Below are 26,529 nucleotides of genomic sequence, written 5' to 3' on the forward strand. Positions count from 1 at the left end.
TGATCGAATTTCGCAGAGCGGACCGCGCTGGGGCAAAAAATCCAATCAGAGCAGAGGTGATGGTGATGAATACCTCAGTCCGAGAGCGGCACGTTGAGTTCCTGACGTACCCGTTCGAGGATGGAGTCCAACGTGGCGTCCTCGTCCATGAAAAGGTAGCACTGAGTCAAGATTGTCAACGGATGAACGTCCATCACAGAGGCAAGACCATGCACCATTTCAAGGGTAGGGCCCTTTCCTCCGGCCTCGAGTTGACTGAGGTAGGTTTGGCTGCTGTGCGCACCGAAGTCTTCCTGGCTGAGGCCGCGAGTTCTCCTTAGCAGTCTCATCGCTTTACCAAATGCCTGTTTCAGCTGCATTTTTTTCATTCCTACAAAAGGAATGATGAAGCCGTCTTGAACGTCAGACATCCATTAACTATTGTTAATATTTTGAGGATTTATTCGATGTTCAAGACCTACAGGCACGCCGAGCTGAGCCCTGCCAGCATCTTCGGGGAACCTTCCACCCGACACTGGCAATTTATTGAGCTTGAGCTGCACCACCCGTGGTTTTACGTGGAGCTGGTACGCGATCATGGCGATGACATCGTTGGAAGCATGCTGATGATCCCCACGGTACCGATTCTTCAGCAAATGCTATCGGAACTGGATGATCATTCCTGGTTCGCGCAGGCGCACCTGATGTCTCCCGGCCACATGAGGGGAGGGGACGACTGGGTGATGGAGCCGCTCATTGAGGTAAGCGTTACCGAGGATGGCTCAGGGTGTATTGGAGGCTACTTATATAAGGTGGAAGGGGGCAAGAGTTACAGTATTCACTATGCGTCTTCGCGCGAGAACGTCAAGGTTAAAGAAATAATTTTTTCGGCTGAGCGCGATTTGCGCGTACGTGGCTAAGCTTGTACTCGCCGAAATTCACGACTTCCTGAAGGCCAGGTTGACTTGTTCGGTGACGCATATCTTGGCTTTGAGTTAAAAATCCGCCCTCGAAGAGTCTATGTCGACGGGTACATATCCTTTGTTTTTTATATTTCATCCTCATTCTTCTGCCAGCAGGCTGCGGGTTTCTTCTGATTGTAGTGGGTTCTGATCCTTTGAATTGCATGCAGTATGGTTTGAGCACATCTGGATATCATAGGCCGCGTCTGTAATTCAGGGGGTTAGCGATGTTGATAAACCCGCTCCGTGAGCTGCTGTATTCACTCTGGGTTTTTCCATGCAAATATATATTTCTGATTCAAAATATGGCTAGGCGCAAACTGGCATGTAGGGCTGGTGAATATACCGGGCTGGCTCTGTTCTAAACGGTTTATAAGTGCCAATATTCTCAGGCGTTCCTTTATTGATAGCTTGAATTTGGGATGCAATGGGCTATGTTACGGAGACGGCAACGTTGGCTTGATGTGATGCTGATTTTTCCAACAGAGGGCGTAGTGGTCCAGTACTCTCTGCACTGGTGTCTATTGATGCCGGAACGTGCCATGAAGCATTCCGCTTGTCGTAACGGTAGAGTAAATATGATTGTTCGAGGTTGATTCGACTGATCATAAGCCGAACCAAATTGTAAATTGCATCACGGGGGCAAACGGTCCTAGGAGGAAGCCTTCGTCGAAAGTTTCCACAAGTCATAGTAAAAGTTGAGCGGCTTTGTCAATCAGCATCAGTTCCTTGGGCTTATCTATGCTGCAGTCGATCGGGTTGATGTGGATGACCACGACGCACGCCGCCAATGCGAGGTCGGAAAAACAGGCGGCTTGCATGACTCCCCTTGAGGAGACAATCGCCAGCAGAGTGACAAAATGCCGCGTCGGCTGCGTGCCGGCCTTCCAGGGCCTCGCCGTACCACACCATGCCAGACGCAGTTGGCCATTGCAGTGGATACAGCGCGACGGCTCGGCCAGTTAGCCGTCCAGGGTGACGATCTGCTCAACGTTGCTGAGGGCGGCGGTACGACGAGAGGCGAATCATTTGGGCGTCATCAGACTGCCATGCAGATACACGACGCGCTGACTGCCGGCACGTCATGCAGTTCATCAGCATTATGAGTGCTTACCTTTACCCGGTATCGGCTGTCAGCCAGGCGAGCAATTGCTTGGTGCGCCGCATTGGGTTGTGCCTACAGCAATTGATGGCGAGCCTCGAGGTACCAGATCCACACTAGCGCAAGGCACCTACGACAGTCACTGACGTTTCCAGGCGGTCGCCTTTGGCTCTAATTCTGGCGAGCGGTCAAAGTAAAAAGCCCGCCGAAATCGGCGGGCTTATCAATTGTCTCCAAGGGGAGGCGGAGCGCCAACAAATCTCGGAGCCAGCCCTCATAGCATACTCCAGTTTGGCGACAACTGGGGGCCAGTGGGGTGCTTGCTGCTGGTTTGCCACACCGTATACGACTAAATCAAGGCATGGTGGGTCTAGGAAAAACCCGTCATTCACCGTCGCGGAACCAATCGTTCCGGCTGGCCAGGCCCAGTTCCACTTCGCTGGGGATGGGGTTGCTTTCGAACAGATGCGCTGTCCGCCGCTCCTGTTTGAGACAGGCGAGGGGGGTAAAGAAGCAGCGCTCGCACAGGTGCACTTCATAGCGCTCGCCGTCGTGCGCCGTCCCATAACCCCACTGAGCTTCCAACGTCCCGAACTGCAGGTTGCCGCTCGCCTGCCGAGTGGACTCATCACAGATATCACAGCGCAAATCGGTCACGGCCTCCTGTTCCACGCGTCCCAGGATCTTCATGAGGTTATCTCGTTCGTCAGCGTAACTTTAAGCGTAGAAGTTGGCGGCTTGCGCACTGGGCCATCGGTCGCAAGGCCTAAGGCCTTACAGGTCAGGCTGCGCAGCGGCTCACCGCTACGCTGAGAAGTGGTTGCACCTCGGGCGCTGTGCCGGGCGAACGCAGTCTACTGCGCAAGATCGCTAGCCGGGTTTGGCGAAGGTGGCTGTCGATGGCCTGTGAGAGATCTCTCTGCGAATATTGCTCGCACGCGGAAGCCGTCGTGGTCAGATTGCTACTGCCCGCTCTCGGAGTTCGGTATTCAAAATTCGATCGTTTTCGCTATAGTCGACTGGACAGTCGATCACGTGCACGCCTGGGTTGGAAATGCAGCGATCGAGCAGCGGTAGCAAAGCATCAGCGCTTTCTACACGGTAACCGTTGGCGCCGTAGGACTCGGCGTATTTAACGAAGTCCGGGTTCCCATAGTCCAGGCCGAAATCGGTGAAGCCCATGTTGGCTTGCTTCCAGCGGATCATGCCGTAGCCGTCGTCGCGCAGGATCACCACGGTGATGTGCATGCCCATACGGACGGCGGTTTCCAGTTCCTGGCTGTTCATCATGAAACCACCATCGCCGCAGACCGAGATCACTGGACGGTCCGGGTGCACCAGGTGCGCCGCCATCGCCGATGGCAGGCCGGCTCCCATGGTTGCCAGCGCGTTGTCCAGCAGCACGGTGTTCGGGTTGTGCGCCTTGTAGTTGCGGGCGAACCAGATCTTGTAGATGCCGTTGTCCAGGGCAACAATGCCTTCGGGGGGCAGTACACGGCGGATATCGGCGACCAGGCGTTGCGGATAGATCGGGAAAGGGGTCATGCCGAGATAAAGGAAAATTAGGACATACGCGCTGCAACTGATTGTATTTAAATATTTTTCTAGCGTCGCTGAGCTGCTCAGGGTGGGCTTTATAGGCTTTTATAGTCAATTATAGAAACGGCTCTGAACGCCTGATTGAGGTTATGCCGAGGCAAGGGGGAAATTCACTCATTTGTCCTGTAACTCATTGTTATTAATGAGTTTATTTCGACAAGAGGGCGTGCCGAGATAAGGCAAAAATTAGGGCATTCGCTCTGTAACTTGCCGCACTTAAACGAACAGATTGGAAATCCTGCTCAAGCGAAGGCGCGCTTAGCGTAATGGCTTCAGCCAGATACCGCTGAGGATCAGTTCGGCCTGCTGCGAATTAAGTAGGCCGATCTGGAGTTGGCAAAGGTACTGGGGTGTCGGTATCAAGGCTCTGAGCCCAAGTCTCGACCAATGCGTGATCGATCACCAAACCCTCGCTCACGTCGGCCAATGCCTCGCGTGTTAGATCAGCGAGTCGTTGGTCGTGATTTATTGAATTGGCCATTCCCCGTCCATTTTGCCGTGCTCTGCTGCTAGCTGACGGGCGTTGGCTCTGAATAGCCCGTCTTCACGCCCTGGGTGGCCGCGTAATGGCGGGTTTGGAAAGCCAGGACATCCTGCATCTGCTTGCTGACGTCCTCTTCAAGCCCCCATTCATAGGCCAGCTTGTCGAGTTGGTAGCGAGAGACAAGCTGGGTCGCACGCGGTGAGCGCTCTGCTGGTTTCAGGTTTGACCAACTGCTGACAAAGCCTTTTAGGCGCGCGGCTTTGTCCGTTGATACACAGGGAAAGCGACGCAGCAGGTCGACGAGATAGAGGGCACGCAGCTTCTGTTCAGGCTCGCGCAGCTTGCCTGCCACTTCACGCTGCAGTACTGGCACGAGGTCGCGCTCTTCGTACCACAACTGCTTGGCGAGCTCCACAAGAGCATCGGACGCAACTTGGCTAAGACGCTGCTGGGTGACAGTCTCCAGAAGCGTGCCAAAGCTTTGTTTACGATCCAGACGTGGCATCTCGCCCATCCTCCAGGTACTTCGCTGTGACCAGTTTCAGGCAGCCTAGCATTGCACTTCGGTTGCCCACGGCATAATCGATTGCCTCTGTTGCTAGTGTAACAAACTGGCCGACATCGACACGGCCACATTCGATGAGCTGTTCGATATCAGATTGATCGTTTTCCGTAAAGCGGCCGAGCTTGGAGATGGCCAGATCCACGCCGGCGGCAACGAAGATATGTAGCGGCTGCTCACCCTCGAAACCCTCCATGGGGATGGCGCGCTCGCGGTAATCCTCGTGCAGTGGCCCGAGGGCATTGGTGTAGTTCTGGTCCAGGTACACCTGCAAGTCGCGGCCGTCGCCGTCCTCATATCCCTCTGGCGGTGTGTAGACGGCCATGATCTCGTCCTTACGCAGCACACGGGCCGCCTCGATCTCCGCATCGATGTCCGCACTACCACGCGCATGGGTGAGCAGGTGCACCGCGCAGCCGCCGAAGACGAAGACCTTGAGTGAGCCTGGCGGATTGCCATCCAGTAGCGGCAAGGCCCGGGCGAACAGATTACCAATGGCCTGGCCCAGCGGCGTAGTCAGCCGGACAGGTTCCGCAGCCCCCTCATCGGCAGTCTCAAGTAGTGTCATCTCCACCTCCGCTCAGTGCATAGGCTCAGTGTGCCGGTTCATGTGCTACGTGCGCCATCGCTGTTCACAAGCGGCACCCCGAGTAGCTTTAGCTGTGTAGTGGCTTCGACCAAGCGCTCCTGCAGGCCCTGCGTCTACTGCACCTGAAGCGCGGATGCTTCGCTCAGCCGGGACACCTCCTCCTGCAATGTGCGACAACGCTGTTCAAGGGCTTCATTCGAGCGTTCGGAGCCGGCCAGCGTGCTCTGCAGAGCCTCCAGGGCCTGAGTTTTCTGCGCCACTAGCTGTTGCTGTGCATGTCGCTCTTTTTGCAACTGCCGCGCCTCGGTGAGCAAGCGTGCATTGTCGCGGTTCAGTTGCGTCAGTTCGTCCTGCTTGATTATCAAGGTCTGCTGCAGTTGCCGCAGTTCTAGTTGCAATTGTTGTATCTGCGACTCGTGTCGGCGTTGTTCCTGCTCACGCTGTTCCTTGCTGGCCTGCCGGTAGTGCTCCAGGGTGTCGCGCGCATGTCGGTGTTTTTCCTCCAGCGAGTGGATCTGTGCGTCGCGATCCTTGTGCCGCTCCTCCAGGTCGCGATTAGCCTGCTGTAGGCGGGCGTTCTCGATCTCGGCCTGCTGCCGTTGCTCGCGTGCCTGCTGCAACTCGTGATGAGTGGTCTCAAGTCGTTCCGCGTCGAGCGCGGTCTGGCCTTCCAGTTGTTGGATGCGGTTTTCGGCCTGTCGAAACCGATGCTGGTAATCGAGCCGTTCGCGGGCCAGTTGTTCGCGCTCCTGGGCCACGGCGGCCTGCGCCTCCTCCTCTAGCTGATCTGCCAGTTGGCTGACCAGATTGGCCAACTGTTCGCTGAGCGGGATCAAGGCCGCATCCCGGCCGCGCTCGGCGTCTTCAAGCTCTTTCAGGTAGCGGTGAATGGTGGTCTTTGAACCGGTATTGCCCAGCTCGATGCGCACCGCATCAATACTGGGGTGGATACCGCGGGCGAGTAGAGAATTCCGGGCTTTCTGCACGATTGCTTTGTTGATGCCACCGCGGGCCATAAGTGGAACTCCTGACGATTTCGTTCTGTGGTATGTACTATGTAAATACATAGCATATTATCAAGAACTTCGTTTTTTTCCGCTCGTATTCTAGAATTGGATAATCATGAATTATCCAAGGTGATGCGGTGTTTTTGTCGTTTGGCAGTCGCTCACCGGTACACCAAGGGGATGCGCTCAGATGAGCCAGGAGATCGAGCGGTACCTGCAGGCCGGCACTCGTGCCAACACCCGGCGGAGCTATCAGCAGGCGCTTGAGCACTTCGAGGTGACGTGGGGTGGCTTTCTGCCGGCGACTAGCGATACAGTCGTGCGCTATCTGGTCGATCACGCCGCCACCCTGTCCAGCAATACCTTGAAGTTGCGCCTCGCGGCGTTGGCGCAGTGGCATGTCAGCCAAGGCTTCCCGGATCCGACCAAGACTCCGCTGGTCCGCCAGATCCTCAAGGGCATTCGTACTTTGCACCCACGCCAAGAGAAGCAGGCCGAACCTTTGCAGCTGCGCCAGCTCGAACAGTGCGTGTTGTGGCTGGAACAAGCTTTGGAGCAGGCCCGCGCGGAAGACGACTTGCCACGGCTACTGCGCTGTTGCCGCGATCGCGCTCTGATACTGATCGGCTTCTGGCGGGCCTTTCGCAGTGATGAGCTATGTCGCCTACAGGTCGAGCACATCCAGGTGCGGACCGGGGAGGGCATGCAACTGTTCCTGCCCTGGAGCAAAGGTGATCGGGACAACCAAGGCCAGACCTTCAACGCGCCGGCGCTGGCCAGGCTGTGCCCAGTACAAGCCTACGTCGACTGGATCAGTCTTGCGGGTATCGCACGCGGGCCGGTATTCCGTGGAATTGATCGCTGGGGGCACTTAGGTGAGCAGGGCTTGCACCCAAATAGCGTTGTCCCACTCATGCGCGCCGTACTGCAGGCAGCAGGGCTGCCTTCGGAGCTGTACAGTAGCCACTCGCTGCGCCGCGGGTTTGCCACCTGGGCCACCCGCAGCGGCTGGGATATCAAAGCGCTGATGCAGTACGTAGGCTGGAGCGATGGGCAATCCGCATTGCGCTATGTCGAGAGCACAGGAGTGTTCCCTGGGCAACTGAGTGCGCTACAACACATCTCAAACTGGCCCGAGGGACTGCCATAAGACCGCCTTCCGCGGCCCCGATCTGCACCTAGCTGCGCACTGGGAACACCAGCTCGTCATGTGCGGTGCAAATGAGTCGATGATCCAGCACATGGAAAATTGCAGGGTTCTTGGCATCCTGGGCACCCACAAAGAAGAGGTAACTGCGGGATGCCTGCTTGTCTTTTTTGGCTTTTATGTTCTCTTGCCGGGCTATTTCCAGCTCATTTTTCAGTCGCCCGCGGGCAGCTGCTGACCACTCGCTCCAAAGGACGACCACCTGGTAAGGCGTTAGTTTTTTCTCTTCCCATTCGCCCGCGTTGAGTGAAATGGTCAAGTGTTCATGCTACAAAGACGCGCTGAGGGAACGCTGGTCGAGGCAGTCCAGGTTGTACTGCCTGCGAGGCTGAATGGATCCAATGACTGGACGATGGAGAAGCTGACCGAGCTGATAAGGGTCTATGACCGGGACGAACGAGTCTTGGGCTACGACTTCCAAACGGCATCAGGCCAGACCTACTCGCACAGAGATTGCCTGTACTCACAGGACGGAGCCAAGCACCAGGTCTATTGTTCGATGATGTGTCCCGCATGAGATGGTCGCCACCTCTGGTGGTTCTTGGCAGGGCCACTCACGAGGTTTGACAGGACAATGAAGGCTCTTCCCGAGAAAATCCTGGACATCATTCAACAGCTTCCAGAAGGTGAGGTTCTGACACCTAGCAGATTCCTGCATCATGGTTCTCGCCATGCTGTGCAGCGAGGACTCTCTCGCCTGGTCGAAGGTGGAAAGCTGTTTCGCGTTGCTCGGGGCATTTATGTTGCCGCAGTCGAAACTCGGTTCGGCGTGCGCCCGCCGGCACCGGAGAAGGTTGTCCACTCGCTGGCTAATGCGCTGGGTGAAGTGCTGGTCGACCACGGGGCTCGTGCCGCGAATAAATTAGGGCTGAGCACACAGGTTCCAGTTCGCTATGTCTTTCTAACCGACGGACGCTCTAGGGAGCTTCAGGTAGGCAAGACCACCGTGTCGATTCGGTATGCGCCTCGATGGTTGATGGCTCTAGGCGCTACTGGAGCGGGGGAAGCCATTCGAGCATTGGATTGGATTGGCGAGGCAAGCGTGGGGTATGCCGTTTTCAAACTTCATAAACTACTACCCGAGAGCGAATGGGGTGATCTGGTGTCAGCTCACCGCTCGTTACCTATCCGGATGGCGAATGCAATCTGCGCTCAGTCGAGTTGCACCCACCCTGTCAAGTTGGGCTAGCGGTTTAGCTGTAGCCTACTTACCGCCAGATCGGCATCATCTGGAATGGGGCAATTCGATGTGAAAGCCCGTGAGGCCGGCGGCTGAGGTGCACCAGATGCGGCCTTTGTGAGCCTCAATGATGGATCGGGTGATGGCAAGTCCGAGCCCGGCGTTGCTCGGGCTTCCCTCCCGCCGAGCGGGGTCGACCCGGTAAAAGCGGTCGAAGAGCTTCTCTAAATGCTCTGAGCTAATTGTGTCCCCTGGGTTCTCGATGCTGAAGGTTGTGGAGTCCGCTGTCTCGCGGATCAAAACCGAAATTGTATGTCCCACCGGCGTGTAGCGCAGTGCATTGGACAGCAAGTTGGAAAGTGCACGATCAAGCATCAGCCGATCTCCCAGCACTTGGCCTGTGCCTGTGAGCGATAGTTCAATGCCATGTTCTTCGGCCAGAAGGTGGTAGTAGTCAAACAGCTTGAAGACTACGTCAGCCAGTTCGATCCTGGCCTGCTCGGGGATGATCAGGCCATTATCAGCCTTGGCCAAGAAAAGCATGTCATCAATCATCCGAGACATGCGCTTCAAGTCCTCCAGGTTGGAGTAGAGATTCTCTTCATAGGCATTGATATCGCGTTTCTTGCTCAGCACGACCTCGGTGTGGGTCATCAGGTTGCTAACGGGCGTGCGTAGCTCGTGGGCAATGTCGGCCGAAAAATTGGAGAGCCTAACGAAGGCATCCTCTAGCCGAGCCAACATCGCATTGAAGGATAGAACCAGTTGCTGAAGTTCCCGCGGCACTGGTTCGAGAGGGATTCGTTCCTGTAACGAGCGAGCGGACATCCCGGAGGCCACATGAGTGACTTGCCGCAGAGGCCTAAGGCCGCTGCGAGCAACCACCCAGCCGAGCGCGGCACTGAACAGGGCACTGATGACCAATCCAATCCAGAACCATCGTTGCAGCGTGTCGAAAAAGTGTGTGTGATTGGTGACGTCAAGAATCAGCAAAGCTGTGAGCGGCTCAGCCTGATCGGCTACCGAGATTTGCGCCGTCATGCCGCGGTACATGTGTTGGCCGTTCTGCCACTCCCACATGCTCTGCTCATTTTCACGTCTGAAACGCTCTGGTACTTCGACTGCTCTGGGGTCGGAGAACAGTACAGAACCGTCACTGGCCAGGATAGTGGCCGCCAGATCCTGATGGGCTCCCAGCAAGGCTCGCAACTGCGGTAATTCTTCCGAAAGGCTCGCTTCACCGCGAGCATTGTTGAGGATATGTTTGGCGGATTCGAGTTTCTCCACCAGGGCCTGCCGATCCAGCATCTTGAAGTGGTGCTGGCTGAGCATATTGAAACTCAGCCCTGCTACCGTCAGGACTGCAATTACCGCGGACATGAACATCAGGCTCATGCGTGCTGTCAGCGAAAGGTGCTTCATATTCACTCCGGCGCATCCATCATGTATCCCATGCCGCGGGCGGTATGAATCAGCTTGAGATCGAAATCGTCATCGATTTTTGCGCGTAGCCGGCGTACCGCAACCTCAATGACATTGGTGTCGCTGTCGAAATTCATGTCCCAAACCTGAGAGGCAATCAGCGACTTCGGGAGCACCTCGCCGCGCCGGCGCAGTAGCAGTTCCAGCAGTGAAAACTCCTTCGCGGTCAGGTCAATTCTTTTCCCGCCACGGATCGCACGCCGCTTCATCAGATCGACTTCCAGATCGGCAATTTTCATGGTGGTCTGCGTCGGCGAACCATTACCTCTGCGCAACAGCGTTCTGACCCTGGCCAGAAGCTCTGAGAAAGCAAATGGCTTGATCAGGTAGTCGTCCGCACCCAGCTCCAACCCTTTAACGCGGTCTTCCACACCATCGCGTGCCGTCAAGAACAGTACGGGGACGTCTTTTCCTGCTGCGCGCAACATGCGCAGCACTTCCCAACCGTCCAGCCCAGGCATCATTACATCCAGAATTAGCAGGTCATAGGCTTCGCTAAGTGCATGCTGAAGGGCATCTGTACCGGTCATAACCCGGTCGACATTGAACCCAGCCTCGGTGAGACCTTGCTGGAGGTACGTACCGGTTTTGGGTTCGTCTTCAGCTACCAGTAGTTTCATGTGTGCAGACTCCAAAAGTCGGGTGGCCTGAGTTTGCAGGCAAACCGCGGCCCCAACCAGAAGCTTACGAAAATGTAATTCTGACTTCAGCTCACTGACAGGGTGGCTTGTCTAGGGTGCAAGCATGAGCACTAGGTTGTGCTCTCGGCCCTCGACAGACCAAAAGCAGAGGTGCCGGCCATAGTTAGCACTGATGGAGACTGCCCCATGAAATCGCTGAAACCTTTACTTCTGGTTGGTTCGCTGCTGCTTTCTTCTATGGTCTGGGCCGAAGGGGGGGGTGATCGTACCTTTGAGCGCATGCAGCAGATGCGCGACAAAGCGGAAGCCGTGCTGATCCAGGCAGAGAAGGCCCCAGTCGGCGAGCGGCATGTGCATATGAAGGAGCACATGAACATGCTCGAAGACCTCATGAGTCAGCTGCACAATGAACATCCTGCTCCAGGCATGTCTGCCGAAGATCATTTGGCCTGGATGGAAAAACACGACAAGTTAGTAGACGACGTGCTGGGTCAAATGATTCGCGAGCACAAGCTGATGATGGCCGACAAAGAGTGCCATAAGTAAGAGTTTCCCCCATCTTCCAGGCCTTCCGTGATTGCTCCTTTGGCCTAGCGGCGCCTCAATGGCGCCGTGCTTTTTTCCAGCTGACGCAATTGTAGTTTTGGGGTCAGCGGCCTGGCAGGAAGCGGGGAATAGCATGAGATTTCCAGCCTACCTAGCGAGGTCTCACCATGAAACGCATCCCTCTTAAGCTGCTGATCAGCACACTGTTCATCAGCACCACTTTTCCGGCATTTGCCGAGACCAGCGACAGTAGCAATGGCATTGGGCAGCAGGCCCAGGCGACGCCAGCGACTCGTACCATCTTGGTAAAGATGGACGACATCAACTACAGCCAGAAAACGATCGATGTGAAGCCAGGTGAAACCGTGCGCTTCGTTCTGAAGAACGAGGGCGCGTTGATGCACGAGTTCAACATCGGGCAGGCAGCGTCCCAGCTGGAGCACCAGCGCAAGATGGCGTCCTTGTTCAAGGACGGCACACTGACCCCGACCGGCATGGCCGAGCGCATTGTCTGGCATGAGCGTTATGGCACGGGAGACTCCAACCCTCCAGGCTATCCGGAAGTCATCAAAGCCAAGCATGACGACCCGAACGCGGTTCTCGTCGAGCCCGGCACAACCAAAGAGTTCGTGTGGACCTTCCCTAAGGCGGGCAGTTTGAGCTTCGCCTGTACATTGCCTGGGCATTACCAGGCGGGGATGGTCGGTGAGTTTGCTCTGCGTTAGTCCGGCATCGGTGCTACCCGTTGGCAGCGGGCTGGGTAGCACCGATCTGACGAACCTTACTGCGATGTAGTTTTCACGTCAGCGTACCGCCAGCTGCACCTCATTAGCATCGGGACTCATCCCTCCTCAACACCTCAGAGGCACACCATGAAACTCAGACCCGCTTTCATAATCACCACCCTTGGCTTGCTGCTCAGTGCTGCCAATGCGCTGGCCAGCCCGGGCCACAAGAAAGACAGTATTGGGCAACCGGGAGACGGTCAGGCAGTAGATCGCACCATCGAAGTCCGGATGGGGGACATCTTCTTCGAACCCAAAGCAATGGAGATCAAAGCAGGCGAGACAGTTCGCTTCGTCCTGAAAAATGACGGTGCACTGCTACACGAATTCAATCTTGGCAAAGCGGCATCTCATGCCGCGCACCAGAAAGAGATGGCCGCGATGTTTCAGAACGGCACGCTGTCCCCTACAGGTGCACATGACATGAGCAATATGGGCCATGCCATGGGCGGCATGAAGATGGTCGGTATGGAACACGATGACCCCAACAGTGTTCTTGTCGAACCTGGAGCACGCGAAGAGTTGATCTGGACCTTCTCCGCCGCCACCGAACTGGAGTTCGCCTGCAATATTCCAGGACATTATCAGTCGGGAATGGTCGGTAAGGTGACCGTACGCTGACGTTTATTGATACTCGCCAACTCCGTCCAGTCTGAGACACCTATACTGATCCGGCCGCCATTGAAACGAGGCTATTGTCGTGGACCATACCCATCACACCAGTACCACTGAGCCGCCTTTTTGGAAGAGCAAGATTGGCATTGCGCTGATCATGCTGGCCGTAATCGGCATCTTCTATGTAGCGCGTGAGCATTACGGTCATCTTTCGCAGGCCCTGCCGTACCTCATCCTGCTGCTATGCCCGCTGATGCATCTGTTTGGCCACAATCACGGCGGGCACTCCCACTCCAGCAGCACCGCTGTTTCCAAGGACGAAGAAAGGACATAGATCGCATGCAAAAGACCTCCTGCCATCATGACCAGGATCATTCACATAACTCGCACGCCCACTCCGAGAGCCAGCGCGACCCGGTGTGTGGCATGGAGGTCAAACCTGATGGCCCTTATCGCGAGAGCTTTGAAGGGAAGGCCTATCATTTCTGCAGTGCGAAGTGCCTAGAGAAATTCCAAGCAGATCCTCATCAGTACATGAGCCATCAGTCTCATGGGGAGCATCACCAGCACGCGACTCCAGCACCCACATCGACACCTGTAGGTGCTGAATACACCTGCCCGATGCATCCAGAAATCCGTCAACCGGCTCCCGGAAACTGCCCGATCTGCGGGATGACGCTGGAACCTGTCATCCCGGAGCTGGAAGAGGAGGAAAATCCAGAGCTGAAGGACTTCTCGCTGCGGTTCTGGTGGACCCTACCGTTGACCGTCATCGTGACCGTATTGGCGATGGCCGGCCATTCCTTGCAACTGTTTCATGGCACGACCCAGAACTGGGTCGAGCTGGCTCTGGCGACGCCCGTGACGCTATGGGGTGGCTGGGTATTCTTCACCCGCGGCATTGACTCCATCCGCCACCGCAGCCCCAACATGTGGACCCTGATCGGTTTGGGAACGGCCGCTGCCTACCTCTACAGCGTGGCCGCTACCTTGGTTCCGCAGTGGTTTCCGGCGGCCTTTGCCCAGGACGGACGTATCGGCGTCTATTTTGAAGCAGCCGCAGTGATTATCTCACTCACGCTGTTGGGCCAAATGCTCGAACTCAAGGCCCGCTCGCAGACTTCGGCAGCCATCAAGTCACTGCTGAGGCTGGCACCAAAGACTGCGCGTCGCATCAAGCACGATGGCCAGGAAGAAGATATTCCGCTGACACATGTCCATCAGGGCGACCACCTACGTGTCCGGCCGGGAGAGAAAGTCCCGGTGGACGGTACGGTTCTAGAGGGGGAGAGCGCCGTCGACGAGTCGATGCTTACCGGAGAACCGTTACCCGTGACCAAGCGGGTAGGGGATGCCCTTATCGGTGCCACCATGAACACCCATGGAAGCCTGGTGATGGAGGCGCAGAAGGTCGGTGCCGAGACCATGCTGTCGCAGATCGTTCAGATGGTGGCCAGAGCCCAACGTTCCAAGGCCCCCATGCAGCGTATGGCTGATGCGGTGGCAGGGTATTTCGTGGTCGGGGTGATCCTGATCGCGATTCTGACCTTCTTCGGCTGGGGGCTATTAGGGCCGGAATCAGGCTGGGTATTTGGCCTGATCAATGCGGTGGCGGTGCTAATCATTGCGTGTCCCTGCGCTCTGGGTCTGGCAACCCCGATGTCCGTCATGGTTGCGACTGGCAAGGCCGCTAGCAGCGGTGTGTTGTTCCGCGATGCCAGCGCCATCGAAAATCTATGCAAGATCGACACGCTCATCGTCGACAAGACTGGAACCCTGACTGAGGGGCGTCCCGTATTCCATAGTGCGGAAGGGACAGGCGGTTACGACTCCAATGAAGTGCTGCGCCTGGCTGCTAGTCTCGACCAGGGTAGTGAGCACCCGCTGGCTCATGCCATAGTCGATCATGCGCGCGGTCAGGGCATTGCACTGGTCAAACCGGACACTTTCGAATCTGGCTCGGGTATTGGTGTGCGCGGCCAGGTCGATGACTATCAGCTGCAGCTCGGCAACACCGCACTGATGGACGAGGCGGGCGTCGATATTACCCCGCTGCGCAATCGCGCCGAGCAACTGCGTCTGGGAGGCATCAGCATCATCTATTTGGCCGTTGATGGCCGCCTGGCGGGACTACTGGCCGTTTCCGATCCGATCAAGCCTACTTCTCAACAGGCTGTCTCCAAGCTTCAAAGCGAAGACGTAAAGGTCATCATGGCCACTGGTGATGGCCTCACCACAGCAAGAGCCGTGGCGCAGCAGCTCGGAATCGAGGAAGTGCATGGTGAGGTCAAACCGCAGGATAAGGAGAAACTAGTCGCCGATTTGCAGGGCTATGGCCGTCGTGTCGCCATGGCGGGTGACGGTATCAACGATGCGCCCGCCCTGGCCAGGTCTGACGTAGGTATCGCCATGGGCACCGGTACCGATGTGGCGATGAACAGCGCCCAAGTGACGCTGGTCAAGGGAGATCTGATCGGCATCCTGCGAGCGCGCACCCTGTCAGTGGCAACCGTGAAAAACATGAGGCAGAACCTCGCCTTTGCGTTCATCTACAACGCGATGGGAATCCCGCTAGCAGCGGGGCTGCTGTACCCGCTGACGGGGCATCTTCTGTCGCCCTTGATTGCTGCGCTGGCGATGAGTGTCAGCTCGGCGTCGGTGGTCTTCAATGCTCTGAGGTTGAAATCAACGGACATGGGATAGGCTTCCATACCACCGACCAGGTGATTATTCAGAAGCGCATCTGACCGGAAAATGCCGTACGGTAGTTTCCGGTCCGACCTATCTGTCGCAACACATAGTGACGAGGTGACGTTCTATGGACTGTTGCCGCTGCGGGTAGGAGACTGGTCGTCGTTAACCCATGAGGACTCTCCGTGGCCCGCATTCGCAGACTGATTATCAGCAACTTCCGATCTATCCAGGCGCTCGACTGGGTGCCGGCCCCAGGAATTAACTGCCTCATAGGTCCTGGCGATAGTGGAAAGTCCAGCATTCTAGATGCGATTGACCTTTGCGTCGGTGCCCGCCGGGGCGGCACGTTCGGCGACATGGACTTCTTCGCTCTGAACGTCGAAACACCCATCACCATCAGTGTGACGCTTGGCGATTTGCCGGTATCGCTGATGGATATCGATGTTTACGGCGAGTTCTTGCGTGGATTCAATCCAGGAACGGGAGAAGTCGACGACGAACCGCGAGCGGGGCTGGAGACCGTTATCACCTTGCTTCTGCAAGTTGGTGCCGATTTGGAACCTACCTGGACACTTTTTTCTGAGCGTGCGGAGCAGCAGCAACTCGAACGCACTCTTCCCTGGAAGGAACGAGCGGCACTAGCACCCGCCCGTATCGGCAGCTTTGCGAGTTCGAACTTGTCGTGGAGTCGTGGCTCAGTGCTCAATCGACTTACTGACGAGCGTGCAGAGCTAGGTGCCGAACTTGCGCGCGCCGCGAGGCAAGCAAGAGCGAACTTTGGCAATCAAGCCGCCGGACATCTAACTCAGACGCTTGAGGTGGTGCAACGCACGGCTCAGCATCTTGGGGTTTCGGTTGGAGCGATGCCACAAGCACTCCTTGACGCACATTCTGTGTCGATTGGCGAGGGTGCGATCGCGCTGCACAGCGACACAGGCATTCCCCTTCGCTCCCTTGGCACGGGCTCGTCGCGATTGCTAGTGGCAGGGTTGCAAAGAGCTGCAGCTAGCGCCGCGCCAATTGCTCTTGTCGATGAGGTGGAATATGGGCTTGAACCTCATCGGCTCATGCGATTCTTGGACTCCCTGGGCGCAAAGGACGCTGCCGCTCCGCTGCAGGTCTTCATGACGACTCACTCACCGGTCGCGCTGCGCGAATTGTCCGGCAGCCAGTTATTCGTTGTTCGGTCTGGGCCTCAACGCCACAGCGTTATGGCGGCAGGGGAGGCCAACGAAGTACAAAGTACCCTTCGGAAGGACCCAGAGGCATTCCTCGCCAAATCCATTATCGTTTGCGAGGGTGCCAGCGAGGTTGGCTTCGCGCGTGGCCTTGATCAATGGTGGGTCAGTCTTGGCGCTACCTCATTCCTGGCTCATGGCGGCGCTTATGTGGACGCCGGCGGAGGAAGTCCCGATAACAGTCTTATCCGTGGAACAGCACTTCAGAACCTAGGCTATCGCGTGATGGTTTTTGTAGACGCCGACAAGCCTTCGACCGCGGGGCTCCCTGAAGCATTCTTGGCCGCAGGCGGACAAATTCTTACATGGCGACCAAGCCTCACTTTGGAGGACGAGATCTTCCGCCATCTCAGTGACCAAGCACTCGATGCACTTCTGGCGAAAGCCGAAGCAATAGTGGGTGCAGAGCTGATGAACGCACACATCCAGTCGAAGTCCCAAGGACGTGTGACACTACATGACATCAAATCTGAAAGATTTATTCAGGGCTACTCGCCCGCGACGCGAGAGCTGTTGGGAGCTGCATCTCGTATCCGCAACAGCGGGTGGTTCAAGTCGTTGACAACCTATCAGGAGGTTGCAAGGGACATCGTCGGCCCGTCTCTACAGAACGCCGACCCGGGCTTCATGGCAGTCACGAATCAGCTCTGGACGTTTACAAGTGCCCCTTGAGATTGATCTTTTTGCTATCGAGCGTGGCTCCATAACAGCCCCCGCAGGTTGTGGAAAAACGCAATTGATTGCCGAGACGCTCATCGCGCATAGACAGAGCAAACCCATCCTCGTACTAACGCATACGAACGCAGGCGTTGCGGCCTTACGGGCACGCCTGAGACGCGCCGGCGTCCCTAGCTCCGCCTATCGAGTATCCACCATCGACGGATTCTCGATGCGCCTCATCGCCAAGTTCCCGGCGCGAAGCGGCCATAACCCGCAAATCTTGGAGCTCCACCAGCCCAACACTGACTACCCTGCAATTCGAGAGGCTGCCAGGCAGTTACTGCACGCTGGCCACCTTGCTCAGTCTCTCCGTGCCACCTACGCGCGGTTGCTTGTCGACGAGTACCAAGACTGCAATGTGGTCCAGCACGCTATCGTTTCAGGTTTAGCCCAGGTGCTTCCGACCTGCGTGCTCGGTGATCCAATGCAAGCCATCTTCGACTTCCGTGGCAACCGACTGGTGCATTGGACGAACGAGGTACTACCCCAATTCCCGGCAGCGGGAGAACTGGGGACGCCGTGGCGCTGGCGACTGGCCGGCGCTGAGAACCTCGGGCAGTGGCTGCTCGCCATACGGCAACAACTTCAAGCTGGCCAGCCGGTGGATCTGCGCACGGCTCCGGCTGAAGTGCGCTGGGTGCAGCTCAACGCCGGGACCGAAGTCCAGCAGCGGCTGGTGGCCGCTAGAACCGAGTCACCCAACGCTCGGGGCAGCGTCCTCATCATCGGGGACTCCATCAACGTGCAAGGTCGCCATCAGCTCACGAGCCAGACACCCGGCGCCATGGCCGTCGAAGCCGTCGACCTAAGGGACCTCGTCAACTTCGCCAGGAACTTTAACCTGCAGGGTGCCAATGCTCTGGCACAACTTGCGGAATTTGCTTCAAGCGTGATGACGGGGGTAGGTGCAGCAAACCTGCGAACGCGTGTGGAGTCTCTGCGCACAGGACGTGCCCGAACGCCACCGACCCCGGCCGAGGCCGAGGCCGTCGCATTCGTCGGGGAGCCAACACCGCAGCGAGCACTCCTTGTGCTCAACGCCCTCGCCGAACAGCCGGGGGCACGGGTGTAGGGGTTATGCCGAGATAAGGCAAAAATTAGGACATTCGTTCTGCAAGATATTGAACTAAAAGGAAATTTATTGAGTTCTTGATTGCTGGTCATCCCCCGCCTGACTAGCCGTCTATGCTGATGTTTTGCCTTACTTGGGGGATGAACTCAATGGCTTCGGTGGAAAGGACAGCCTACCGGCTCTTGCCCAGTCAGTTGCCAGCTAAGGAGCTGCATCGATGCTATTCCCTGTCTGATTCAGAGATCGAATGGGTCAATAACACCGCTAAGAGTCCAGCGCTATCGATTGGGCTGGCAATCCAACTAAAGGTGTTTCAGCAGCTACACTATTTTGTTCCGTTCGAGGAGCTTCCTCAGGAGCTCATCAGTCATGTCCGACAATGCCTTCGCTACGGCGCACGAATAGCTCCGCGCTACAGCAACCCCCGCACCCTTTACCGACACCAAGCGGCGGTTCGGCAGTACCTGCAGGTTACACCCTTCTATAGCAGCGACGGGCTAGCGATCACTGAGGAAATCGCACGTGACTGCGCTGTAGTGCTTGAGCAGCGAGTCGATCTCATTAATGCCATGCTTGATGAGCTGATTCAGCGTGGCTATGAGCTTCCGGCTTATTCGACGCTCAACAACATCGCAGAAACCGCTTTGGCGAGTGCTCAGGAAGTTACCTTCAACCTGATCGTGCTCCGAGCGCCAATCGAGGTGATCTACAAGCTAAAGGAGCTGCTCGACACGGATTTCGGGCGTCGGCAGAGTGACTTCAACGCACTCAAGCAGGCACCCAAGAAGCCTTCCCGCAAGCACCTGGAGGTGTTGATCGACCACCTGGCGTGGTTAGAGAGCTTCGGAGATCTGGATGCCATTCTTGAGGGGGTCGTCGATGCTAAGATCCGCCACTTCGCCATCCAAGCCGCCGCGTCGGACGTCGCCGAGCTGAAGGACTGCTCGCTGCCGAAACGCTACACACTGATGCTGGCCTTGATCTATCGGATGCGGGTGCGAACTCGGGATCACCTGGCCGAGATGTTCATCCGACGGATTTCGACGATCCACAAACGCGCCAAGGAGGAGTTGGAGCAAATCCAGGCGCGGCAACGCCAGAAGCTGGAGCAACTGGCGGCCACCCTGGATGGCGTGGTGCAGATTCTTGTTCAGGAACCGGATGACCAGGAGGCTGGCAGTCTGATCCGGGAATTCCTCTCTCCCGATGGCAACCTGGATCGGTTGCGCGAGACTTGCGCCGAAGTCCAGGCTACGGGCGGTAACAACTACCTGCCGCTGATCTGGAAGCACTTCAAGTCCCATCGCTCGCTGTTGTTCCGTCTGAGCCACCTTCTTCAACTGGAACCCACGACTCAGGATCGCTCACTTATCCAGGCGCTTCAGCTCATCCAGGACAGCGAAAATCTACACCGCGAGTGGATCGACGAGCATGTCGACTTGTCGTTTGCGTCGGAGCGCTGGGTTAAGGTCGTGCGTCGTCCTGCCAGTGAAGGGCCACCTACCAACCGGCGCTATCTGGAAGTCTGCGTGTTCTCTTACCTGGCCAGTGAGCTGCGCTCGGGTGATATGTGCGTGCTGGGGTCGGAATCTTTCGCCGACTACCGTAAGCAGTTGCTGCCCTGGGAAGAATGTTTCCATCGTCTACCGGCCTACTGCGAAAAGGTGGGGCTGCCTGGCACGGCGAAGGAGTTTGTCGCCTCCCTCAAGATTCAGCTGGAGGAAACCGCGCAGCATCTGGATGAAAAATTCCCTTCTTGCCGAGGTGACGTATCGATCAATGAAGCCGGCGAACCGGTGCTACGCCGAGTGATAGCGCGGGACATCCCGCCTTCGGCCATCTCGCTACAGACGGCGCTTATGCAGCGCATGCCGGCCAGGCACGTGCTCGACATCATGGCCAACATTGAGCATTGGATTCAGTTCACTCGGCATTTCGGGCCGATGTCCGGCAACGAGCCAAAGCTCAAAGAACCGGCCGAGCGCTACCTGATGACGATCTTCGCCATGGGCTGCAACCTTGGCCCCAACCAGGCCGCACGGCATCTGGCCGGTAATGTCACGCCGCACATGCTGTCCTATACGAATCGCCGCCATCTCTCGCTTGAGAAGTTAGACAAGGCTAACCGCGAGCTGGTGGAACTCTATCTGCAACTTGACCTGCCCAAGCTCTGGGGCGATGGCAAGGCGGTGGCCGCGGACGGTACGCAGTTCGACTTCTATGACGACAATCTGCTGGCCGGCTACCACTTCCGCTATCGCAAGATGGGGGCCGTGGCGTACCGACACGTGGCCAATAACTACATCGCGGTGTTCCAGCACTTCATCCCGCCTGGTATCTGGGAGGCAATCTATGTGATTGAGGGGTTGCTCAAGGTCGACCTCAGCGTCGAACCCGATACGGTGTACTCTGACACCCAGGGCCAGTCGGCCACGGTGTTCGCCTTCACTCATCTGCTGGGCATCAATCTGATGCCGCGTATCCGCAACTGGCGCGACCTGGTGATGTGCCGGCCAGATCGCGGCGTTTCGTATAAACACATCAACCGTCTGTTCACCGACACCGCCGACTGGCACCTGATCGAAACCCACTGGCAGGATCTGATGCAGGTCGCGTTGTCAATCCAGGCCGGCAAGATTTCCTCACCTATGCTGCTGCGCAAACTTGGCTCCTACAGTCGGCGCAACAAGCTCTATCATGCCGCGCAAGCGCTGGGCAGCGTGATCCGGACGATCTTCCTACTCAACTGGATCGGCAGCCGCGAGTTGCGCCAGGAAGTCACCGCCAACACCAATAAGATCGAGTCCTACAACGGCTTCTCTAAGTGGCTGTCCTTTGGCGGTGACGTGATCGCCGAAAACGATCCGGACGAGCAACAGAAACGCCTGCGCTACAACGACATGGTGGCCTCGTCGGTGATCCTGCAGAACACCGTGGACATGATGCGCATCCTGCAGAAGCTCGCCCGTGATGGCTGGCAGTTCACTGACGACGACGTATCGTTTCTCAGCCCCTACCTAACCAGCAATGTCAAACGTTTTGGGGAGTTCAACCTGAAACTCAAACGCCCACCGGAACCCTGGATCAAGGATTCCATTTTCCAGCAGGCTGCGGGATCAATGCGTGCGAAACAGATGTCTGACAGCAACGTTGAGGTGACGAACTGATGCATATCCCGCCAGCTTCGTTCCGCGTGACACCTTATGGGGACGTCGATACCAAGGTACTCGACTCTCTGCGTGCAAGCTACGACACCGCTCAGTTGCTCAACTTGGTCGACCGGCTGGATGCCTGCCTTGCTGAAATCGGAGGGGTCGGCAGCATTCGAGAAGACTTCCTACGCCTGCATGGCATGGCCATGACGGTGCTGGAAGGTTTCCCCCTCACTGTGGCTACCAGTGATGTCGACAGTATTTGGGCGCAGGCGATGGCCCTTCAAGAGGATATTTCTGCTTTATGTTCATGCTTGCAGGCGGGTTCTAAACACGTTGCTCCTTTGGCAGCGCTTGCTCCTGACTATCAGGACTAGACTATTCGTGCAAATGGGCTGCCGGCAGACTGAATACAATGGAGGTGCAGAGTAAAACTGATGCTGCAGGACTGACGAGTAACTCTATAGCATCGCTGTACTGTGGGGTGAATTTGACTCTGGGTAGCCGGTTTTGACGCCCTGTAGGCACGCTGCCATCCTCCCGGGCATCGGCCTAGATAAAACTACTGACGAAGCCTTCGGGCTTACATTAGCCACGAGCGGACTTGCATTAAATCTCAATGGACTCACGCTTTCTAAAAAAAACCAGAGCCACTTTCCAGAGGCAAAGATTAGTCGTCGTGACGGGTACTGACCTCTGGTGTGCAGGGGTGATCAGGCTCGGATGCCGCTCTCTTATCCGCGCGCGATATGAAGCGCTGATAGCATTCAAGGCCACAGAAGTGCACGACGTACTCGGTACCTTCCGGCGTCAGTGCGGCGTCAAGGGAAATTTCCTTGCAACATTCGCAGCAACTGATAGTGGGGGTGTCGTTTGCGTTCATGATGGGGTTTCTCCATCGTCCAAGAAAACCTAGTAACTCTTCCACACCTGCGATCGAACCTGCGCGCAGATCGACCTGCGGCTGGCAGTGCAGCAACAATTCCCAACGCTCCCAAGCCTGCCGCAACTCGGCAGCGGAGACCGCGCCGTGCTCCGAGCGGGTCACGCCCGCTTCCGAAAGGCCCGTAGAGCCGCTCTCAGGAAGAGGACGAAGAGAACCGTCAGCACGAGCGTCGCGAGGCTCCAATGCTCGCTGACGAAGGCCCCGGCCGCAGTCCCCGAGAGCAGTAATGCCAGCACCGGCAGATGGCAGGGGCAAGTGAGCGCGGCGAGCACACCCCACGTGTAGGCGTGCCAGCGGGGCATCTTGATTGATTCGGATTGGTTGGTATTACGCATGGGTGTGACCTTCGATGGCACGATGAGTCAGCCCGGCCAACTCCGTTTTCACTGCGTCTAAAGCTGCCAGCCGGGTCGCGATTTGCCCAAGCAAGCGGTCGATACACCCGATCACATCGGTACTATCGTCTGCATCGAGCGCTCGACAGAGCCGCGCCAATTCGTCGAGCCCGATACCGGACTCAAAGGCGGCACGTACGAAGCACAGCCGCGCCAGGGACCGCTCATCGAAAATGCCGTAACCGCTTTCCGTGCGCCGCGCGGGGTGCAGCAAGCCGCGCAGCATATAATCTCGGACTATATGGACACTGACGCCCGCGTCCTCGGCCAATCTGGATATGGAGTAGGCATTCATCGCCGACACTCCCGACCTTCACCGCAAACTGGGGCGCTCAGATATTTCCTTCCGGCTAGGCGCTCAGGTAGCCAGATGAGCAACGGTGCAGCTCCCAGAGCCAGTAGCAGCCACAACCTGGAGAGATGCTCGCCGTTTTGGTCAAACACATAAGCCAATAGCGCACCAACTGCGAGCAACAGGAAGTGAGGCCCCGTTATGTAGCAGTGAAGGCGGCGACAACGCGTGGCGTTGACCAGGCAGGCGCCGCCCATCACGGCCAGCGCGGCGCCTGCTGCCAGGAACAACGCGGGGCGTCGATTAGACAGAACAATCGCTATCGTCGCCACGACGGCAGGCAGGCCCCAGAAGCTGACCAACTGCCATGTCTTGCGTAGGCTGTCGCACCTACCGAGATCGTCTGCCGTGTTGCTCATGTTTCAACCTCCCTCTCTCATTACCCTGCGCAGCAGGACAATTGTTTGACGTCTTTGTTAAAGGTCTGTGCGGCGAGTTTCAGTCCCTCGACCATCGTCAGGTAGGGGAACAACTGGTCAGCCAATTCCTGCACGGTCATACGGTTGCGGATGGCGAGTACCGCCGTCTGGATCAGTTCTCCTGCTTCCGGGGCCACAGCCTGCACTCCCAGCAGTCGGCCGGAGCCCGCTTCGGCAACCAACTTGATGAAACCCCGCGTGTCGAAGTTGGCCAACGCGCGCGGCACGTTGTCCAGGGTCAAGGTGCGGCTGTCGGTTTCGATCCCGGCGTGCTGCGCTTCGGCTTCGCTGTAGCCGACGGTGGCCACTTGCGGATCGGTGAACACCACGGCCGGCATGACGTCGAGATTGAGCTTGGCCTCGCCGCCGGTCATGTTGATTGCCGCGCGGGTGCCAGCCGCTGCCGCGACGTAGACGAACTGCGGTTGGTCGGTGCAGTCGCCGGCCGCATAGATATCCGCTGCGCTGGTGCGCATGCGCTCGTCGATCTGGATGCCGCCGCGCTCGTCCAGCTGCACGTCGGCCGCTTCCAGGTTCAGGCCCTGGGTATTGGGCGTGCGGCCGGTGGCGACGAGCAGTTGGTCGGCACGTAACTCACCATGGTTGGTGGCCAGTACGAACTCGCCGTTGGCGTGGGACACCTGGCTGGCTTGCGTTTGCTCCAGCACTTCGATGCCCTCCATACGGAAGGCCTCCGTCACCGCCGCGCCGATGGCCGGGTCTTCGTGGAAGAACATCGCACTGCGTGCCAGGATCGTGACCTCGCTACCCAGCCGGGCGAAGGCCTGCGCCAGTTCCACTGCCACTACGGAGGCGCCGATCACGGCGAGCCGCTTAGGGATTGTATCGCTCGCCAGTGCCTGGTCTGAGGTCCAGTACGGCGTGTCTTTCAGTCCTGGAATCGGTGGAACGGCCGCGCTTGCGCCGGTGGCGACCAGGCAGCGGTCGAAGGCTACGATGTGCTCGCCACCCTCGGCCAGTTTCACGCTGAGCGTGTGGCCGTCCTGGAAACGGGCGGTGCCGCGCAGCACGCTGATCGCCGGCGTGCTCTCCAGGATGCTTTCGTACTTGGCGTGGCGCAGTTCGGCGACACGGTCTTGTTGCTGCGCGAGCAGACGTTCGCGTAGGACGGTCGGCGTCATGGCGGAAAGCCCGGCGTCGAACGGGCTCTCGCGGCGCAGATGGGCCACATGCGCGGCACGAATCATGATCTTGGAGGGCACGCAGCCCACGTTGACGCAGGTGCCGCCGATGATGCCGCGCTCGATCAGGGTGACGCGGGCACCGCCTTCCACCGCCTTGAGCGCGGCCGCCATGGCGGCGCCACCACTGCCGATGACCGCGACGTGGAGCTTGTCGCCCTCTTTCCCGGCGTCAGTGCTGCTCAACCAACCCCGTGCCTTATCGAGCAGGCCAGGACGGGCTTGTACCATGGCGTCTTCGAACGCCGCTCGATACCCCAGGGCCTCGACAGCGGCCTGCATCTGCTCACGGCTTGCGCCCTCGTCGACCTTCAGTTCGGCCTTCCCGCTGGCGTAGGAAACATCCGCCCGATGCACGCCCGGAATCTTCTCCAAGGCCTCTTTCACATGCACGACACAGGAGGCGCAGGTCATACCAATGATTTTCAGTTCGGTCATTTCGTTACTCATTAGATCGTCTCTTGTCAGGTTCACTGGTTTGGCGGCGTCGGACAGGCATCCGGCCCACAACGGCGATGAGCGGGCGACACGAGATCCCATATCGACACCCCAAACATGAGGGCCAGGCCGATATAGAGCAGCCAACCGCTCCGCCAGCCATAAGCCCGCATAAAAAATACCGCTGCCAGTACCAGGGTAGGACCGATCAGGCCGAGCGCAGTCCGTCGCCACTGCCGATGATTGAGCCAGCCGAGGGCATTGACGAGCAGAGCCAGTCCAGCAAACAGAGGCAGCAGCGTGGTGATGAACAGGCCTTCCCACTGGCTCAAAAAGCCCAGACCGAACGCGGCCCCCAGACTAGCAAGGGCGGGAAAGCACATGGCGCAGCCTATGGCAGAAATCAGCACGCCGACGGAGCCGGCTTTGTCACCGATCCGCGTGAACAGATTGAGAGGATTTGCCATCGGAAGTCCCTCCTATTGCTTGACGCTGGACGGATAGCCAGCGTCCTCGGTCGCCTTAGTCAGCGCCAGGGCATTGGTCTTGGTATCGTCGAAGGTGACGATGGCCTCGCGGTTCTCGAAACTCACCTCAGCCTTGGTCACGCCATCGACCTTGGTCAACGCCGTCTTCACCGTAATCGGGCAGGCGGCGCAGGTCATGCCCGGCACCGCCAGGGTGACGGTCTGCGTGGCCGCCCAGACGGGTGTGGCGACCAGGCTGGCGAGGGCTAAGGATGCGAGCAGTTTTCTCATGGTGAACTCCTGATCAGTAGAACAAGGGAAGGATGTAGGGGAAGCCGAGCGCGACCAGCACCAAGGCCGCCACCAGCCAGTACAGCAGCTTGTAGGAGGTACGTACCTGAGGGATGGCGCAGACCTCGCCCGGTGCGCAGGCTTGAGCGGGGCGGAAAATGCGCCGGTAGGCGAAGAACAGCGCCACCAGTGCCGCGCCGATGAAGAGCGGGCGGTACGGTTCCAGCACGGTCAGGTTACCGATCCAGGCCCCGCTGAATCCCAGTGCGATCAGAATCAGCGGCCCGAGACAGCAAGCCGAGGCGAGAATCGCCGCAAGCCCCCCGGCGACAAGAGGGGCGCGCCCGTTTGATGGTTCAGACATGCATTTCTCCTTTCGAGCATTTGATCGATGGTTTAAGGT

The 26,529-nt window shown here is 57.7% G+C and carries 28 protein-coding genes and 2 pseudogenes; 12 read left to right on the plus strand and 18 right to left on the minus strand.

What is annotated here, in order from left to right:
* Positions 1 to 74 precede the first annotated feature (74 nt).
* Positions 75 to 410, minus strand: a complete 336-nt coding sequence (locus tag NPS58_RS02035; protein ID WP_371263219.1) for a helix-turn-helix domain-containing protein — start codon at positions 408 to 410, stop codon at positions 75 to 77.
* 36 nt (positions 411 to 446) lie between these two features.
* Between NPS58_RS02035 and NPS58_RS02040 the strand changes: the two genes are divergently transcribed.
* Entirely contained in the window at positions 447 to 899 is a 453-nt protein-coding gene (locus tag NPS58_RS02040) for a hypothetical protein (RefSeq protein ID WP_046787885.1), read from the plus strand.
* 728 nt (positions 900 to 1,627) lie between these two features.
* On the opposite strand, the gene NPS58_RS02045 is transcribed toward NPS58_RS02040, so the two are convergent.
* The 6 genes and pseudogenes from NPS58_RS02045 to NPS58_RS02070 all read right to left on the minus strand — a co-directional run bounded on the left by NPS58_RS02045 (position 1,628) and on the right by NPS58_RS02070 (position 6,293).
* Positions 1,628 to 1,762 (minus strand): hypothetical protein, encoded by a 135-nt coding sequence (locus NPS58_RS02045; protein ID WP_256212454.1) that lies wholly within the window; start codon positions 1,760 to 1,762, stop codon positions 1,628 to 1,630.
* 665 nt (positions 1,763 to 2,427) lie between these two features.
* A complete protein-coding gene (locus NPS58_RS02050) occupies positions 2,428 to 2,733 on the minus strand; it encodes a hypothetical protein (RefSeq protein ID WP_046787886.1) in 306 nt (101 codons plus the stop codon).
* A gap of 264 nt (positions 2,734 to 2,997) precedes the next feature.
* Positions 2,998 to 3,579: pseudogene (locus NPS58_RS02055) on the minus strand (thiamine pyrophosphate-dependent enzyme); the annotation flags it as partial.
* 572 nt (positions 3,580 to 4,151) lie between these two features.
* Positions 4,152 to 4,631 (minus strand): hypothetical protein, encoded by a 480-nt coding sequence (locus NPS58_RS02060; RefSeq protein ID WP_004374702.1) that lies wholly within the window; start codon positions 4,629 to 4,631, stop codon positions 4,152 to 4,154.
* Entirely contained in the window at positions 4,612 to 5,256 is a 645-nt protein-coding gene (locus tag NPS58_RS02065; RefSeq protein WP_004577577.1) for a DUF6036 family nucleotidyltransferase, read from the minus strand. The genes NPS58_RS02060 and NPS58_RS02065 overlap by 20 nt, the downstream gene beginning before the upstream one ends.
* A 134-nt stretch (positions 5,257 to 5,390) precedes the next feature.
* Positions 5,391 to 6,293, minus strand: coding sequence for a DNA-binding protein (locus tag NPS58_RS02070; RefSeq protein WP_046787887.1), 903 nt, complete (start codon positions 6,291 to 6,293; stop codon positions 5,391 to 5,393).
* A 181-nt stretch (positions 6,294 to 6,474) separates the two neighbouring features.
* Here NPS58_RS02070 and NPS58_RS02075 point away from each other — a divergent pair, with 181 nt between their 5' ends.
* Positions 6,475 to 7,434, plus strand: coding sequence for a site-specific integrase (locus NPS58_RS02075; RefSeq protein ID WP_004374696.1), 960 nt, complete (start codon positions 6,475 to 6,477; stop codon positions 7,432 to 7,434).
* 28 nt (positions 7,435 to 7,462) lie between these two features.
* On the opposite strand, the gene NPS58_RS02080 is transcribed toward NPS58_RS02075, so the two are convergent.
* Positions 7,463 to 7,750, minus strand: a complete 288-nt coding sequence (locus NPS58_RS02080; protein ID WP_016487034.1) for a hypothetical protein — start codon at positions 7,748 to 7,750, stop codon at positions 7,463 to 7,465.
* Between the two features lie 315 nt (positions 7,751 to 8,065).
* Here NPS58_RS02080 and NPS58_RS02085 point away from each other — a divergent pair, with 315 nt between their 5' ends.
* The gene (locus tag NPS58_RS02085; protein WP_046787888.1) at positions 8,066 to 8,680 is read left to right on the plus strand and encodes a DUF6088 family protein; all 615 of its coding nucleotides are present in this window, start codon (positions 8,066 to 8,068) and stop codon (positions 8,678 to 8,680) included.
* A 36-nt stretch (positions 8,681 to 8,716) separates the two neighbouring features.
* Here the strand turns inward: NPS58_RS02085 and NPS58_RS02090 are convergent, their stop codons facing one another.
* Together NPS58_RS02090 and NPS58_RS02095 are read right to left on the minus strand one after the other, a co-directional pair.
* A complete protein-coding gene (locus tag NPS58_RS02090) occupies positions 8,717 to 10,093 on the minus strand; it encodes a heavy metal sensor histidine kinase (protein WP_016487036.1) in 1,377 nt (458 codons plus the stop codon).
* A 2-nt stretch (positions 10,094 to 10,095) separates the two neighbouring features.
* The gene (locus tag NPS58_RS02095; protein ID WP_004374688.1) at positions 10,096 to 10,773 is read right to left on the minus strand and encodes a heavy metal response regulator transcription factor; all 678 of its coding nucleotides are present in this window, start codon (positions 10,771 to 10,773) and stop codon (positions 10,096 to 10,098) included.
* Positions 10,774 to 10,980: 207 nt separating this feature from the next.
* Between NPS58_RS02095 and NPS58_RS02100 the strand changes: the two genes are divergently transcribed.
* From NPS58_RS02100 to tnpC, 9 genes and pseudogenes are all read left to right on the plus strand, one after another.
* Positions 10,981 to 11,340, plus strand: coding sequence for a co-regulatory protein PtrA N-terminal domain-containing protein (locus NPS58_RS02100; RefSeq protein ID WP_024616817.1), 360 nt, complete (start codon positions 10,981 to 10,983; stop codon positions 11,338 to 11,340).
* 167 nt (positions 11,341 to 11,507) lie between these two features.
* Positions 11,508 to 12,065, plus strand: coding sequence for a cupredoxin domain-containing protein (locus tag NPS58_RS02105; RefSeq protein ID WP_024616818.1), 558 nt, complete (start codon positions 11,508 to 11,510; stop codon positions 12,063 to 12,065).
* A gap of 147 nt (positions 12,066 to 12,212) precedes the next feature.
* On the plus strand, positions 12,213 to 12,746 hold the full coding sequence (locus NPS58_RS02110; RefSeq protein ID WP_003246762.1) for a cupredoxin domain-containing protein: 534 nt from the start codon (positions 12,213 to 12,215) through the stop codon (positions 12,744 to 12,746).
* 79 nt (positions 12,747 to 12,825) lie between these two features.
* Positions 12,826 to 13,074, plus strand: a complete 249-nt coding sequence (locus tag NPS58_RS02115) for a DUF2933 domain-containing protein (protein ID WP_003246761.1) — start codon at positions 12,826 to 12,828, stop codon at positions 13,072 to 13,074.
* 5 nt (positions 13,075 to 13,079) lie between these two features.
* Positions 13,080 to 15,443, plus strand: coding sequence for a heavy metal translocating P-type ATPase (locus NPS58_RS02120; RefSeq protein ID WP_158248164.1), 2,364 nt, complete (start codon positions 13,080 to 13,082; stop codon positions 15,441 to 15,443).
* A 173-nt stretch (positions 15,444 to 15,616) separates the two neighbouring features.
* A complete protein-coding gene (locus NPS58_RS02125) occupies positions 15,617 to 17,344 on the plus strand; it encodes an ATP-dependent nuclease (RefSeq protein ID WP_046787889.1) in 1,728 nt (575 codons plus the stop codon).
* Positions 17,334 to 18,461: pseudogene (locus tag NPS58_RS02130) on the plus strand (UvrD-helicase domain-containing protein); the annotation flags it as partial. The gene NPS58_RS02125 and the pseudogene NPS58_RS02130, both read left to right, overlap by 11 nt.
* Before the next feature lie 152 nt (positions 18,462 to 18,613).
* Entirely contained in the window at positions 18,614 to 21,631 is a 3,018-nt protein-coding gene (locus NPS58_RS02135; RefSeq protein ID WP_274113149.1) for a Tn3 family transposase, read from the plus strand.
* Positions 21,631 to 21,993, plus strand: coding sequence for a Tn3 family transposase post-transcriptional regulator TnpC (gene tnpC, locus NPS58_RS02140; protein WP_017849612.1), 363 nt, complete (start codon positions 21,631 to 21,633; stop codon positions 21,991 to 21,993). The genes NPS58_RS02135 and tnpC overlap by 1 nt, the downstream gene beginning before the upstream one ends.
* Before the next feature lie 293 nt (positions 21,994 to 22,286).
* On the opposite strand, the gene NPS58_RS29505 is transcribed toward tnpC, so the two are convergent.
* Genes NPS58_RS29505 through merT form a run of 8 tightly spaced genes read right to left on the minus strand, consistent with a single transcriptional unit; the run spans position 22,287 to position 26,490 of the window.
* On the minus strand, positions 22,287 to 22,664 hold the full coding sequence (locus tag NPS58_RS29505; protein ID WP_425274543.1) for a DUF3330 domain-containing protein: 378 nt from the start codon (positions 22,662 to 22,664) through the stop codon (positions 22,287 to 22,289).
* Positions 22,661 to 22,897: a broad-spectrum mercury transporter MerE gene (merE, locus tag NPS58_RS02150; RefSeq protein ID WP_017849613.1), complete on the minus strand. Its 237-nt coding sequence runs from the start codon at positions 22,895 to 22,897 to the stop codon at positions 22,661 to 22,663. The genes NPS58_RS29505 and merE overlap by 4 nt, the downstream gene beginning before the upstream one ends.
* Positions 22,890 to 23,252 (minus strand): mercuric resistance transcriptional repressor MerD, encoded by a 363-nt coding sequence (gene merD, locus NPS58_RS02155; protein ID WP_017849614.1) that lies wholly within the window; start codon positions 23,250 to 23,252, stop codon positions 22,890 to 22,892. The genes merE and merD overlap by 8 nt, the downstream gene beginning before the upstream one ends.
* Positions 23,249 to 23,668 (minus strand): hypothetical protein, encoded by a 420-nt coding sequence (locus NPS58_RS02160; protein WP_017849615.1) that lies wholly within the window; start codon positions 23,666 to 23,668, stop codon positions 23,249 to 23,251. The genes merD and NPS58_RS02160 overlap by 4 nt, the downstream gene beginning before the upstream one ends.
* 20 nt (positions 23,669 to 23,688) lie before the next feature.
* Complete coding sequence (gene merA / locus NPS58_RS02165; RefSeq protein ID WP_031633059.1) at positions 23,689 to 25,368, minus strand: mercury(II) reductase; 1,680 nt, start codon at positions 25,366 to 25,368, stop codon at positions 23,689 to 23,691.
* Between the two features lie 32 nt (positions 25,369 to 25,400).
* The gene (merC, locus tag NPS58_RS02170; RefSeq protein WP_003131881.1) at positions 25,401 to 25,835 is read right to left on the minus strand and encodes an organomercurial transporter MerC; all 435 of its coding nucleotides are present in this window, start codon (positions 25,833 to 25,835) and stop codon (positions 25,401 to 25,403) included.
* A gap of 12 nt (positions 25,836 to 25,847) precedes the next feature.
* Complete coding sequence (gene merP / locus NPS58_RS02175; RefSeq protein ID WP_003131880.1) at positions 25,848 to 26,126, minus strand: mercury resistance system periplasmic binding protein MerP; 279 nt, start codon at positions 26,124 to 26,126, stop codon at positions 25,848 to 25,850.
* Positions 26,127 to 26,139: 13 nt separating this feature from the next.
* Positions 26,140 to 26,490, minus strand: coding sequence for a mercuric ion transporter MerT (gene merT / locus NPS58_RS02180; RefSeq protein WP_017849617.1), 351 nt, complete (start codon positions 26,488 to 26,490; stop codon positions 26,140 to 26,142).
* Positions 26,491 to 26,529: the final 39 nt, after the last annotated feature.

It is taken from the genome of Pseudomonas putida (assembly GCF_028682455.1).
GTDB lineage: Bacteria > Pseudomonadota > Gammaproteobacteria > Pseudomonadales > Pseudomonadaceae > Aquipseudomonas > Aquipseudomonas putida_AA.